Raw genomic sequence first — 12,776 nt, forward strand, 5'->3', positions numbered from 1 at the left:
TCGTGACTTCGTGTCCCTGCGCTTCGCTCCGGGCCACGAAGTCAACGTTTTGCGGCTCCGCCGCTCTCCGCGCTGCGCGCGTCGATCGCGCGGCTTGCCTGTCTCGGGGGCGCTGACGCGCCGGGGGTGGGTGTTCGGGGGCCTGTGTCGGGTGTTGGGGTGTGGGGGGCAGTCGGCTTCGGTCGGTTCAGGGGGGTGGGGAGCGGGTGGGGCACCGCTTCGGGGAGGTTTTGCGGGCCTCGGCGTTTGTCGCTTTGTGGGGAGTGCGTCGTGTAGGGCGCGGCACGGGTCGGTCGCGGCGCCCGGTTGGTGGGGCGGGGCCGCGACCTCGACGTTGTGCGAACCGGTGTCGCACGTTATGGCCGGCGGCGGTGTGATCGGGGATCTTTCTTTGTTCGTGGGGGAGTTGGCGTGTTGTTGGGGCAGGGGGGGTGGACGACGTGACGGGGTCGTCCGGGGCCGAAACGCCACGAGGGCCCGGATGACGTGTCGGCGCGTCGGCGGGCGAGGGCGGGCGCGGTCCGGAGGTGCTTCCGGTCGAGCATGTTCGAGGGCTCGAACTCGCTTTGGCAGCAGTCGTCCTGGGTTCGGCGGCGACGATTGACGCGAGCCGGGCGCGCCGACACCAACGCCGACTGATCCCGGTTCTGGTATGTCGGGCCCTCCTGACCATCACCCCCGCCCCGCACAGGCGGCTCGGGCGCCACAGTTCGCGCGGACGCCGGCTGATCGGTCGATATGAGGCGTACCGTGGCGGAAGAGACACACCACACCCCCGGGGGCGCCATGAACATGCCATCCGACCTGACCATGGGCGAGCGCATTCGTTGGCTTCGTGAACGTCGAGGGATGAGCCGACCGGTACTCGCCGGTCTCTGTGGACGCGGGCCCGATTGGCTCAAGAAGATCGAGAGCGGCGAACGCTCGTTGCGCGACCATCGTTTGCTGCTTCGGGTCGCGGCGAACCTTGGGCTGACCGATCTCGGTGTCCTCACCGGGACCGGCGACGTCCTGCAACCTGTTTCGGCCGCGCTGCATCACGAGTCGATCCCGAAGGTCTGGAGTGCCGTCAAGCGCCGTAATCACACGCCCACGGCCGAAGAGGCCCCGGACGTGCCGTCGCTCCGGGCTCGGGTGGAGGCGGCGTGGACACTGTGGCACGGCGTGCGATTCAACCGTACGCGGATCGGCGCACTCCTTCCGGACCTGATCACCGACGGCGAGACCGCCGTTCGTGTTCTGGACGGGCCCGCTCGTCGCGATGCGTATGCCGTGCTGGCCACCATCTACCACCTGGCCCAGCAGCACATCGCCTACATAGCGCCCGCCGAACTCGTGTGGGTGGTGGCCGATCGCGGTATGTCCGCCGCGCAATACGCGGACACGCCGGAAGCACTCGCAGGTGCGGCCTGGTGCTACGGCAATGCCCTGCGCGAGGCGGCCGATCCCGGCGAGGCACTGACCGTGGTGATCGAGGCCGCCGAGAGGTTGCGTCCGTATCTCGACGACGCCTCGGACGACGCCCGGGGACTGTACGGGGCGCTGCGTCTGCATGCGGCGGTCACCCATGCCCGACAGGGCAACGAGGGTGATGCCTGGGCGAGTTGGCGCCGGGCCGACGCCGTCGCGAAGAGCCTGCCAATGGGCTGTGTGCACCATTGGACGGTATTCGGACAGGCTAACGTCGACTTTCACGCGGTGAGTGTGTCGGCCGATCTGCGGGCTGCGGGTACCGCACTGGACTACGCGAACCGCGCGAACCCGGCCGCAATGCCCAGCGTGGAAAGGCAGTCGCGTCTGTGGACCGAGGCGGCCCGCGGCCACCTCCAGCGCGACGACCGGATCGCAGCGTTGCACCTGATGCGACGCTCCGTGGAGGTGGGCCCCGAGGCCGTGCGATACACACCCGCCTCGCGTGCCGTGATCGCCGAACTCTGGCGCACCACCCACGGTCCCCTGCACCGGGAGGTGGCGACCCTCGCCGAGGACGTGGGCGTCTTGGCCGTCTAACCGAGACACCCGACAGGGACGGTTCGTCCCCCATTGCGATGGGGGACGAACCGTCCCTGTCATTGCGTAATAGCTCCATTACGGTCTAGTTGCCTTCGTTCGGCAGGAGGGATCACGACGACTCGGTACCTGTGCACATACGCGCCGGCACCGGGACGACTGCCGACTCGCCCTCCCGACCGAGGCACGATTGCCGGCCCGTCCGGCAGCATGCGCCCGCCTTCTCCCCGCACATCCCTGGAGCCCCCATGACCGACATCGACGCCACCCCCGCCTCCGACACCGGCACCGGGCTTCCGGTCGTGGTTCTGCCCGCCTGGAGTGTTCGGCTCGGGCCGAGTGGGCTGGGGGTCTGGCGGGTCGACTTCTTCTCGCTCGGGGTGCATCCCGTCGGGGACGAGCCCGATCGGGCCACCGTTCACCTGACCGATGCCGAGGCCGGCGACTTTGCCGGGACGCTGATGGTGCCCGGACATCCCGACGAGCCCACGCCGGGGCGCGCCCGGCTGGTGCGGGACGGATTCGGGCTGCGGTTGCGGGTGTTGGTGGCGCCTGCCGACGGGGAGGCCGGCGTGATCGCGCATGTCCAGGAGCACCACCGGCTCGTGCTTCTGCACCACCTGGCCCGGCATCGACCCGACCTGATCCCCACCGTCACACCGCCCGATCCGCGCCTGTGCCTGGGCCCGATCCCGATCGCCGGCCTGACCATCGACCAGGCCGGCGAACTCCACACCCGCCTCGCCCGATGGCTCGCGAGCGAGGGCCTGCGTGCCGCCATCGCCGACCGCGACGTCATCCACCGCCTGACGCCCACCGGCACGGGTTGAACCACCGACCCACCTGCGCCCGACGGTTCGCCGGTGCTTCAGCCACCTGCCCGGTGCGTCGCCAATCTCGCCGCCGGGCGGCAGTAGCGGCCGTGCACGGCGGCGTGGTGTTCGAAGTGTGGTGGGAGCCAGGTGCCGGCGAGCAGTCGAGGGTGTGCCGGGAAGGAGTCGAGCGCGGCCAGGGCGAACATCAGCGAGGCCCACCCGGAGTGCAGCCGGATGCTCATGTAGCCGTTGCCGTAGGTGTCCTGGAACGACGCCTGGAAGACGCCGGGACCGGGCAGGTCCACCGCGTCCAGGCCGTTCCAGTACAACGACAGCGGCGCGATCGGATGTACCAGGCGCACGTGTTGCAGGGTCACCGTGGCCTCGCCGAAGCCGTCCGGCATCCAGCGCGGCTGCGCGTCCCGGGCGGCGTTGTTGCGCCGGACGTTGTTGCCGATCGCGTTGGCCGCCAGCGCGCCGACCACGAACGCCGGGCCACCCAACACGAACATGTTGCTGTGTCGGTAGCTGCCGTCGCCCGCCGCCCGCATGGTGAACCGCTCCGCCTGGCCCGTGGCCAGCGCCCGATCGCCCGGATCCAGCCGGATCGGGCTGGGCACCGGCGGCCGTTGCGCGACGCGGTCCTCGATCACGTCGGCGACCACATCGCAGGTGTAGAGCAAGAAGTCGTCCAGCGGAGTCCACGGCGGTACCTGCCCACCGGGCCCCTGCGGCTCGTTTCCGTTCGTCATCGCGCCCCCGAACCACCCGATGTGCGGCGGAGTTTCCCGTCGATCGACCGTTCCCCGCGAGCATAGCGAAACGCTCAGCGCGATCCGGGGGGATTGTCGGCGATCGACGCGACCGCAGCCGGCCCCGCCTCCACCGCCGCCGCCGTGATCCGCTCGGCCAGGCGCCGGCGCAGCACCTGGCCGGTCGCGGGCGTGCGCGGCAACTCGTCCACGTACACCACCCGGCGGGGGTGCTTGTGCGCGGCCAGACGCCCCACACAGCCGGCCCGCAACGCGGCGAGGTCGGGCGGATTCGCGGGATCGCTCGGCACCACCACCGCGCAGATCAGCTCGCCCCAGGTCGCGTCCGGCAGGCCGACCACGGCCGCCTCGCGAACACCGTCGGTCCGCGTCAGCACCGCCTCGACCTCCCCCGGTGCGACCGCCTCGCCGCCGGTGCGGATCAGTTCGCCGACCCGGCCGACGATGCTCAGATACCCCTCGGCGTCCATCGTCGCGAGATCGCCGGTGTGGTACCGGCCGTCCCGCAACACCGCACGCGTGGCCGCCTCGTCGTCGAAGTAGCCGTCGAAAAGCAGCGGTCCGCGCACCCACACCTCGCCGTCCGGGCCGAGTTCGATCTCCTGGAACGGGCCGGGCACACCGCAACTCCCGGGCTTGCGCGCTACGTCCACGCCGTCGAGCGCGGCCACGTTGCCCGCCTCGGTCGAGCCGTAGAAGACCCGCAGCACCGCGTTCGGCGCGGCCTCGGCGATGGCCGCGAGCAACTCCGGCGGCGTCCGGGACGTCCCGGTGTCGGCGAAGCGCAACGTCTCCAGCGTGCCGCCGGCGAGCCCCGGGCCGCCCTCGGCCGCGAGCGTGTCCAGCACTCGCTGCCACACCGCCGGCACGCAGTTGAGCCGAGTCGCGCGGTGTCGGCGCACGGCCGCGACGATCTCCGCGCCGTCCGCCCTGGCGACCAGGACCACCGTGTCGCGCGCCTGCCACTGTTGCAGCGCGATGGTCCAGGCGCCCATGTGGAACAGCGGATACGGACACACCATCGCGCCGCGCGGTTCGAGCTGCGAACCGGGATGCGTGCGCAGCACGTTGGTGCGGTGGGACAGGATCACGCCCTTGGGGCGGCCGGTGCTGCCTGAGGTGAAGAAGATTACGTGGGGGTCGGTCTCGCCCGGCCCCTCGGCGACATCGGGCGCAGTCGCGCCCTCGGGCGTCGGCGCGCCACCCGTCGGACCCGCCGACCCGCCGAGCCCGACCACCGCCACCCCGATCGCGGCCCCCACCGTCGCCCCCGGCACGGTGTCGTCGGCGATCAGCAACACGGGCCGGGCCACCCGGGCCGTCGCGGTCGCCTCGTCGGCGGACAGGGCCGGGCCGAGCGGGACATGGACCGCGCCGATCCGGGCCAGCGCCACGAACACCGGCAACACGTCGAGCGTGGTCCGGTTCCAACACACCACCCGGTCGCCCCGCCGGACGCCGACGCCGCGCAGCGCACCCACCATCCGGTCCGCCGCCGCGTCCAGTTCGCCGAAGGTGAGCACGTCCTCCCCCAGGACCGCCGCCGGCCGATCCGGGACGGCCCGGGCCGCGCCCGTGAACACGGCACCGATCACCAGACCGTCCCGCGCCATCGCCACGCCCCCTTCAGCGGTCCTTCAGCTCGACGATGATCTCGTGATAGCGCTGCTCGCCCACGTTGACCGCGGTCTCCACGCCACCGCGCCGCATCGGGACCACCACGCCGGGCACCACGTCCGCCGCGAAGTACTCGCGGTACTCCCCCAGACTGTCCGGCTCCGGCTCGACCGCGATCCGGTCGCCCGCGATCTGGACCAGGTAGTAGTCCAATTCGTGCCGATGCGCGTCGCTGCGCGCGCCCGGAGCCAGTTCCAGCTCCCAGATCCGGACCTTGTCGTCCTCGAACAACACGCGGGTACCGATCCCGCCGAGCGTGCGCTCGGCGGCCGGCTCGTCCCCGAGGGGTGCGATTTCGTCGCTCATGCGAACTGCCTCCGGTGAAGGTGAGTGAATGGGTGGGTTCAGCACCCCGCCTGCGCGTCCACCCGGTTGCGCAGTTCCTCGCCCGCGAGATACCGGGCCAGGTTGTCCCGAAAGAGCCGAAAGACCTCGGTGAAGTGTTCGAGGGCCGCGCTGGAGCAGTGCGCGGACAGGTACAGGTTCGGCGCATCCCACAGCGGGTCGTCGGCCGGCAGCGGTTCGGTCGCGACCACGTCCAGCGCCGCGCCGCCCGGTCGGCCGGCCCGCAGCGCCGCGATCAGGTCCGGCTCGACGACGAACGAGCCGCGCCCGACATTGCAGTAGAACGCGCCCTCGCGCATCGCGGCGAACGCGGCGGCGTCCATCGTGCCGACCGTGTCCGCGGTCTCCGGCGCCGCCGACACCACCGCGTCGCAACCGGCCAACATCTCGTGCAGGTCGTCCGGGTGGAAGAGCCGGTCGACGTGCTCGGCGGGCACCTGCACCCGCCGCCGGGTCGCATGCACCGTCATCCCGAACGCCTTGGCCCGGCGCGCCAGTTGCGAACCGATCCCGCCGACGCCGATCAGCCCCAACGTGCCGCCTTGGATCGACCCGCCGAAGGTCGGCTGCCAGCGCCGCGCGCGCTGGAGCGCGTCCAGGTCGCGATGCCGCTTGACGAAGGCGAGCAGCCGGGCGAAGACGAACTCGGCGATCGGCGCGCCGTTCACGCCCGCCGCCGTGGTCAGCCGGATGCGCTCGCTCGGCAGCCCGGCCGAGAGCAGTTGCCCGTTGCCCGCCGCACAACTCTGGACCCAGCGCAACCTCGGCGCCAAATCCGCCACGTCGAACGGCAGATCGGCCACCAGGACGATCTCGGCCCGGGCCAGCAGGTCGCGCTGCTCGGCGGTCAACACCGGTGCCAGGTCGCGCAGTTCCGGCCGGTCCGCCGCGCCCGGCCGGCCGCGTGCGGTGCGCAGCCCCTCGGGCTCGACGTAACGGCAGTCCACGATCTCCAGCCGGGGATCGAGGGCCCGCACCGCGTCCAGGTCGGCCGCGAGCACGTGCGCGGGACGGATGTCCCACCCGGCCGGGTACATGATGCCGACGACGATGGGCGCCGCCTCGGGGGCGTCGGGGGCCGGCCCGCGGCTTTCGGACGCGTCGATCACGCGGTGGTCCTCCGGTCCTTCAGTACGCCGAGGGTGTGGGTGGCGGCGTGGGTCTTCGCCAGATACTCCGGCGCGGCGGCGGTGTCGACGAACCAGCCGGTCGGGCACATGGTCAGGATCTCCACGAACGAGAAGCCGTCGCCGCGCAGTTGGGTGCGGAACGCGTTCTTGATCATCCGGGCGGTCCGGGTGATGTTGACGATGTCGTCGACCGCGCCGCGGGCGACGTACGCGGCGCCGTCGAGCCCGGCGATCAGGTCGGCGAGCCGGATCGGATAGCCGTGCTGGGCCGCATCGCGCCCGCCGAGGGTGTTCTTCGTGCGCTGTCCCAGCACGGTCGTGGCGGTCATGTGCCCACCGGTCTCGCCGAACACGCCGTTGTTGAGCATGAAGCAGGTGACGTTCTCGCCGCGTGCCGCCGTGTGCAGCACCTCCTGGAGGCCCTCGTCGACCATGTCTCCGTCGCCCTGCACGGTGAACACGAGGGTGTCCGGCCGGCAACGTTTGACGCCGGTCGCCAGGGACGGGGCTCGGCCGTGCAGGGCCTGGAGCACCTCGATGTCGAGGTTGTTGGAGTAGGCCGTGTAGCAGCCGATCCCGAACACCGCGATCGCCTTGGTGACCCGGTCGACCTCCTGCACCTGCTCGACCATCGAGCGCATCGCGATCGGTTCGCCGCAGCCCGGACACAGGTGGTGCGCGCCGACGTCGATCAGGTCGGGGGTGAAGTCGTGCACGAGCCGGGCACCGCAGGTGGGCGCGGCGGCCGTGGTGGTCAGGACGGGCAACTCGCGGCGCCCGGCGGGCTGCGGGCCGGACGGGCTCGCCGCCGGCGTTCCGGCGCTCATCGCGGATCCCGCCGGGTTTCGCCGACCGGACCGGCCCCGGCCGCCGGAGCGCCCGTCGACCCCTCGTCGACCGGACCGAACGCGGCCTCGATCCGGCGCCGCATCGCGCCGACGTCGAGATCGGGCGCGATGCCGAAGCCGGACGGATCCAGGCTGAGTCGGCCGATGAAGCGCACCGGCGCCGCGCCGAGCACGGCCAGGCGTACGTCGTCCACCATCTGTCCTCCGCTGTTCTCGTACACGGCCACCACCCGCGCGCCCGTCGCCGCGGCGCGCACGATCTCGCTCGGGAACGGCACCAGCGTGATCGGCCGTACGTAGCCGACCCGCAGGCCCAGCGCCCGCAGGTCGCGGACGGCCTGGCGCACGTACAGCGCCGGCGTTCCGTACGCGACCACCACCACCTCGGCATCGGCCAGGAAGCCGGTCTCCGCGCGGGGTTCGGTCTCGGCGACCATGCGCTCCATCGCGGCGCCGTGTCGGGTGTAGAACTCGGCCAGGTCGTAGCCGGCGTCGCGGCGATCGCCGGCGTGCCGCTGCTTGCGGTCGGACAGCGGCGAGACGAGCCTGGCCGCGCCGGTACCGCCGGTCGAGCCGTCCAGGGCCCAGTCCCGCGGGGGCAGCGGGCCGAAGTCGCGCGGCCGGACGTCGACCGAGACGTGCGTGTGGGCCAGGTAGTAGTCGCCCATCACCAATACCGGACTGCGCCGGAACTCGGCCAGGTGGAAGGCGTATTGGGTCAACTCGACCGCCTCGCGCACATCGCACGGCGCGAGCACCAGGTGCCGGTAGTCGCCGTGCCCGCCACCGCGCGTGGCCTGAAAGTAGTCGCCCTGCGCGCGGGCCATGTTCAGCACCACGAGCGGCAACCGCGCGTACACGATCTCGGCCAGCGACTCCTGCATCAGCGACAGGCCCTGCCCGGTCGACCCGGTCGCGGCCGGTGTGCCGGTGGCGGCGGCGCCCCACGCCATCCCGACCGCCTCCAACTCGCTCTCCGCGTTGACGCAGACCCCGCCGACCTCGGGCAGCCGGGCGGCCATGTGTTCGAGCACCTCGGTGAACGGCGTCATCGGATAGCCGGCGAAGAACCGGCAACCGGCCGCGATCATCGCCTCGCCGATGGCGGCCGAGCCGGGCAGTACGGGTGGCCGAGAACCGGTCGGATTCATCCGCGGGTGCCTCCGGTTTCGTCGCGGGGTTCGTCGTAGCGATAGACCTGGAAGACGAAGTCGGGGCAGATCGCCGAACACGCCTTGCAGGCGATGCACCCCGGCAGCAGTTGCGGATAGCGGTAGCCGCGGTCGTTGACGTCCTCGACGGTCATCCGCAACACGCCCGCGGGGCACGCGTCGATGCACAGGTCGCAGCCCTTGCAGGCGTCGACGTCGATGACGAGGGTGCCCTTGCTGAGCACCGGCTCCTCGGGCCCCGGGTTCGACCCGCGCGCGGTCATGCGTGCACCGGCCAGGCCCGCAGCGCCGGTCCGGCGTGCGCGTGGCCCGTGCGCAGCGCGCCGCGGATGCCTTCGACGTGCTGCCTCCGGTACGGCGGCAACACCCGGTCGGCCTCGGCCAGCAGCGTGTCCAGGCCGGCCACCGCGGTGGCCGCGGCGTACGCGCCGAGCGCGATCATCGTCACCGCCGAGGTGTTGCCGCTGCTCGCGGCCAACTCCGAGGCGGAGACCGGGACCAGCCGGCCGACGGTGGGCGTGTCGACCGGATCGCACAGGCTCGTGTTGAGCACGAGCAGGCCGTCGTCGTGCAGCCGCGAGTAGACGCCGCTCGCGTGTGCGGGGTGCAGGACCAGGGCGGACCAGGCCGAGCCGATCGTCGGCGGGCTCTCGATCGGGTCGTCGCCCAGGACCAGCGTGGTGTCCGAGTTGCCGCCGCGCATCATGCCGCCGTACGACCCGAAGTACATCGCGTGCCGGCCCTCGGCCACCGCGGCGGCGGCCAACAGCGCGGTGGCGAGTTGGATGCCCTGGCCGCCGATCCCGGTCAGTAGAACCTCACGCTGCATGGAGACCCCTTCGCGACCGGCCGGGCGGCTCGGCACAGTGCAGGTACGGATGGCCCAGAACGTTGTTCCGGATAGTAGGATGCGGCGTTCCGACAAACAAGAGCGGCGCGGATCGAAGGTGGGGATCGCCGGTGGACGGGATCGAAGCGGCGGCGAACTCCGCCGGTCTGATGGGCAATGCGGTCCGCCGGCCGCTGGCGGCGCGCTGGGCGGTGTACGAGGAGGAGGTCCGGCGGCTGGTCGACGCGACCTACCGGGTGGTCGAGCGCACCGGCAGCTTGGATCCGACGATGCGCGACATCATGCGCGAGTCCGGGTTGTCGAATCAGGCGTTCTACCGGCACTTCCGATCCAAGGACGAATTGCTCGTCGCGTTGCTCGACGACGGCCGGCGGCGGATGGCCGACTACCTGGACCGCCGGATGTCGGCCGCCCCCGACGCCTCGGGCAAGGTCGCGGCCTGGATCGAGGGGGTCCTCGCGCAGGCCGGCGATCCGGTCGCCGCCGCGCGTACCCGCCCGTTCGTCGCGCACCAGGACCGGCTGGCCGACCTGTTTCCCGCCGAACAACGCGACTCGGTGGAGGCGATGGTCCGCCCGCTGCGCGAGGTTCTGGCCGCGGCGCCGACCCGCGAACCGGCGGCGGACGCGCTCGCGGTCTACCGGCTGACCCTGGCCACGCTGCACGACCACCTGCGCGCCGGCACGGCGGTGACGCCGGACGACGCGGCGCACACGGTGCGGTTCGCGTTGGCGGGGGTGGGTCTGGCGGGCGGGTGAATCGGTGCGTGCGTCGGGTCGGTGGCGGACGTACCGGAACTCGGCGAGGCGCCGGAACACCGGGGCGCGGCACGGGGTTTCGGCGGGGATTCGCCACAACAACCCCCGGAACGAACGTAATCGATCCGATTTCCGGATCGTTAACGTCGTGTTCGTTAGTCCTTTCGGGTGTTGGGGCCGAATGGGGCTTCGGGGCCGGGCCCGGTGCGGTAGACAGGGGGACATGCCTCTGAAGACGCGTGCCGCCCGGGTCGGCTCGATGGATGTGAACCGCATGGCCCCGGTGGAGTTGCGGGTGTTCGCACTGTTCGCCGCGGCGGCCGCGGCGGGGCAGAGCATCACCATCCGCGAGGTCGCCGGGCTGGCCGGCCCCAACGGCCGCACGATCGGCTCGCGCAGCGCGATGAGCATCGCCGGCGACCTGGTCGACAGCGGCCTGTTGGCCCTGTCCCCGCCCCTGGCCGTGGTCGGCCTGGACGGGCCCATCCAGGTGTCCGTGGCCGGCCGGGACACCGCGGAGCCCGCACCCGCGCTGCCGCGCCCCGCCTCGCCGCTGTTGCCCGAGCTGCGCGAGCCGACCGCACCGGTCGCCGCGCCGGCCGCCGCCTCGCCGACCCGCGGCGCGCGCACCGCGCCCGAGCCGGGGTCGTCGAAGGAGGCCCGCCGGCCGCGCGAGCCCAAGCTGCCCAAGGGCGGCGAGCAGGCCGGCCTCAAGCGCTTCGGCGTGCTCACCGTGCCACCCGGCCTGCCGGAGCCGCTGCTCACCGAACTCACCGCGATCGTCGAGGGGTTCCGCGCGCACCAGGCGGGCGGGGTCGCCGACCTGACCGTCGTCGCGGAGTTGACCAAACGCAAGGCGGCCGCACTCACCCTGTGGGCCGACGCGCCCTATCCGCTGGGCACCGGCCTGGTCCGGGCCGAGGCCGACCGGGCCCACCGGGCGTACGAGACCACCCTCCAGCAGTTGGCCCAGCAGCGCGGCATCCCGTGGGAAAGCGCCCGTCCGGGCGCGGAGCCCGGTGGGCACTGGGCGGTGAGCGGCCTCGGCGAGCCGGTGCGCGGCGCGCTCACCTACATCGGCCGGACCGCCCCCGGCACCGCGCCGGTCGCCCGACTGCTCGCGCTGGTCTGCCTGTTGCGCGGGGTGGGTTCCGGCGTGGCCAACCTGACCGGGCCGGACCTGCGCGGCGTGTGCGGCAAGGAGGCCGAACTCGCGGTCGGCGAGCTGACCGCGTCCGGCTGGCTCACCGTCGATGTCGAGGACCTGCTGGCGACCGAGGAGGACCCGGTCGGGTGCGGTGTCCCCGGCGCCGAGGGCTTCGCCCTGGGCAAGCTGCCCAGGACCCGGTCCTCGGGTTGGGTGGCCCGGCTGATCTCGCACAAGAAGCTGCGCAAGCAACCCGCGCACGTACGGCTGGCCGCACTCGGCATCACCTCCCACTCGGACGCGAACGGCGAGGCCCGGGTGGAGGTCGCCTTCCTCACCGACCTCACCGCGACCGCGGCCGACCGGGTGACGACCGCCGCCGAGACCCTCGTCACGGACGGCTGGCTGACCGAGGCCCGGATCGAGGAAGGCGAGTTGCGCGCCCGAATCGCCCCGGACGCACTGATCTACGTCGAAGCCCTGCGCACGAACACCCCCGTACAGACCCTCCAGGCAGCGGCCAAGGCCGCAGCCGCCGCCACTCCGGATGCGGCGCCGGCCTAGCCCCACCCCCCGCTCCTCGACCGACGAGGTCCCGGCCCACCGGCTGTGGCCTCGTCGTTCGCTGTGACCGACGCGGGCCGCACCGGCATCCGCCGAATTCCGGACATCCGGCCGTGGCCGCGAGGTACCGTCTGTGCCCTATCGGGTTCCGGCGCCGGGGGCAGCGATGGAACGACACGTGTGTCGGGCGGCGGGCACGCAGACGTTTTCGGAGCTGATCCGAAATCCGAAGCGAATGCTCGAACTGCTCACCGGAGACACCTCGGCCCGCGCCGAGGCGGACCTCGCCGCCTGGAACGCCGGAGAGGCACGCGCCGTCGCCGCGTTCAGTCGCGACGACGGCCGCTTTCGGCAAGGCATGCCGATTCTCGATCCCGCCGCGCCCGCACCGGCGGTGTGGCTGCGGTTTCGAGCCCTCCGCCGACCCGGCGAAGGCGTCGTCCTGGCCGCTCCGTTCCACGTGCACGGGGTGCGACCGGTCGACGGCCCGGGAAGTCACACGATCGACAGGCTCCGGTTTCGCCTGGTGGCCGTGCAGGGCGCCGATCGCCACTGGGAACTCGCCGTCCCCACGGTCGATGTCCCCCCGGTGCGGGCCGCGCTGCACGCGATCGGCTCCGGACCGTAGACACGTTCCCGCCCGCGGTGCCCATCGAGGCAGGCAGACCGGGCCCGGCCGCGTCGCAC

At 72.4% G+C, this 12,776-nt stretch carries 13 protein-coding genes; 5 read left to right on the top strand and 8 right to left on the bottom strand.

The window, feature by feature from the left end:
• The first annotated feature begins 810 nt into the window (after nt 1–810).
• Together ABZ374_RS35095 and ABZ374_RS35100 are read left to right on the top strand one after the other, a co-directional pair.
• Nucleotides 811–2,010: a helix-turn-helix domain-containing protein gene (locus ABZ374_RS35095; protein WP_360319235.1), complete on the top strand. Its 1,200-nt coding sequence runs from the start codon at nt 811–813 to the stop codon at nt 2,008–2,010.
• A gap of 248 nt (nt 2,011–2,258) precedes the next feature.
• Nucleotides 2,259–2,840: a hypothetical protein gene (locus ABZ374_RS35100; RefSeq protein ID WP_360319111.1), complete on the top strand. Its 582-nt coding sequence runs from the start codon at nt 2,259–2,261 to the stop codon at nt 2,838–2,840.
• A 38-nt stretch (nt 2,841–2,878) separates the two neighbouring features.
• On the opposite strand, the gene ABZ374_RS35105 is transcribed toward ABZ374_RS35100, so the two are convergent.
• The 8 genes from ABZ374_RS35105 to ABZ374_RS35140 all read right to left on the bottom strand — a co-directional run bounded on the left by ABZ374_RS35105 (nt 2,879) and on the right by ABZ374_RS35140 (nt 9,599).
• Nucleotides 2,879–3,577 carry a hypothetical protein gene (locus tag ABZ374_RS35105; RefSeq protein ID WP_360319113.1) on the bottom strand — a complete coding sequence of 233 codons (699 nt, stop codon included), beginning with the start codon at nt 3,575–3,577 and terminating at the stop codon, nt 2,879–2,881.
• A gap of 74 nt (nt 3,578–3,651) precedes the next feature.
• Nucleotides 3,652–5,211 carry a class I adenylate-forming enzyme family protein gene (locus tag ABZ374_RS35110; RefSeq protein WP_360319115.1) on the bottom strand — a complete coding sequence of 520 codons (1,560 nt, stop codon included), beginning with the start codon at nt 5,209–5,211 and terminating at the stop codon, nt 3,652–3,654.
• 13 nt (nt 5,212–5,224) lie between these two features.
• A complete protein-coding gene (locus tag ABZ374_RS35115; protein ID WP_360319117.1) occupies nt 5,225–5,581 on the bottom strand; it encodes a hypothetical protein in 357 nt (118 codons plus the stop codon).
• A gap of 38 nt (nt 5,582–5,619) precedes the next feature.
• On the bottom strand, nt 5,620–6,729 hold the full coding sequence (locus tag ABZ374_RS35120) for a D-2-hydroxyacid dehydrogenase (protein WP_360319119.1): 1,110 nt from the start codon (nt 6,727–6,729) through the stop codon (nt 5,620–5,622).
• A complete protein-coding gene (locus ABZ374_RS35125) occupies nt 6,726–7,577 on the bottom strand; it encodes a thiamine pyrophosphate-dependent enzyme (protein ID WP_360319121.1) in 852 nt (283 codons plus the stop codon). The genes ABZ374_RS35120 and ABZ374_RS35125 overlap by 4 nt, the downstream gene beginning before the upstream one ends.
• Nucleotides 7,574–8,749 (bottom strand): hypothetical protein, encoded by a 1,176-nt coding sequence (locus ABZ374_RS35130; protein ID WP_360319123.1) that lies wholly within the window; start codon nt 8,747–8,749, stop codon nt 7,574–7,576. The genes ABZ374_RS35125 and ABZ374_RS35130 overlap by 4 nt, the downstream gene beginning before the upstream one ends.
• On the bottom strand, nt 8,746–9,033 hold the full coding sequence (locus ABZ374_RS35135; RefSeq protein ID WP_360319125.1) for a 4Fe-4S dicluster domain-containing protein: 288 nt from the start codon (nt 9,031–9,033) through the stop codon (nt 8,746–8,748). Before ABZ374_RS35135 ends, ABZ374_RS35130 begins: the two co-directional genes overlap by 4 nt.
• Nucleotides 9,030–9,599, bottom strand: a complete 570-nt coding sequence (locus ABZ374_RS35140; RefSeq protein ID WP_360319127.1) for a 2-oxoacid:acceptor oxidoreductase family protein — start codon at nt 9,597–9,599, stop codon at nt 9,030–9,032. The genes ABZ374_RS35135 and ABZ374_RS35140 overlap by 4 nt, the downstream gene beginning before the upstream one ends.
• Nucleotides 9,600–9,730: 131 nt before the next feature.
• On the opposite strand from ABZ374_RS35140, the gene ABZ374_RS35145 reads away from it, so the two are divergent.
• The 3 genes from ABZ374_RS35145 to ABZ374_RS35155 all read left to right on the top strand — a co-directional run bounded on the left by ABZ374_RS35145 (nt 9,731) and on the right by ABZ374_RS35155 (nt 12,717).
• Nucleotides 9,731–10,378 (top strand): TetR/AcrR family transcriptional regulator, encoded by a 648-nt coding sequence (locus tag ABZ374_RS35145; protein ID WP_360319129.1) that lies wholly within the window; start codon nt 9,731–9,733, stop codon nt 10,376–10,378.
• A gap of 223 nt (nt 10,379–10,601) precedes the next feature.
• The gene (locus tag ABZ374_RS35150) at nt 10,602–12,089 is read left to right on the top strand and encodes a hypothetical protein (protein ID WP_360319131.1); all 1,488 of its coding nucleotides are present in this window, start codon (nt 10,602–10,604) and stop codon (nt 12,087–12,089) included.
• 166 nt (nt 12,090–12,255) lie between these two features.
• Entirely contained in the window at nt 12,256–12,717 is a 462-nt protein-coding gene (locus ABZ374_RS35155) for a hypothetical protein (RefSeq protein ID WP_360319133.1), read from the top strand.
• The last annotated feature ends 59 nt before the right edge of the window (nt 12,718–12,776 follow it).

Source organism: Embleya sp. NPDC005971 (genome assembly GCF_040629175.1).
Taxonomy (GTDB): domain Bacteria; phylum Actinomycetota; class Actinomycetes; order Streptomycetales; family Streptomycetaceae; genus Embleya.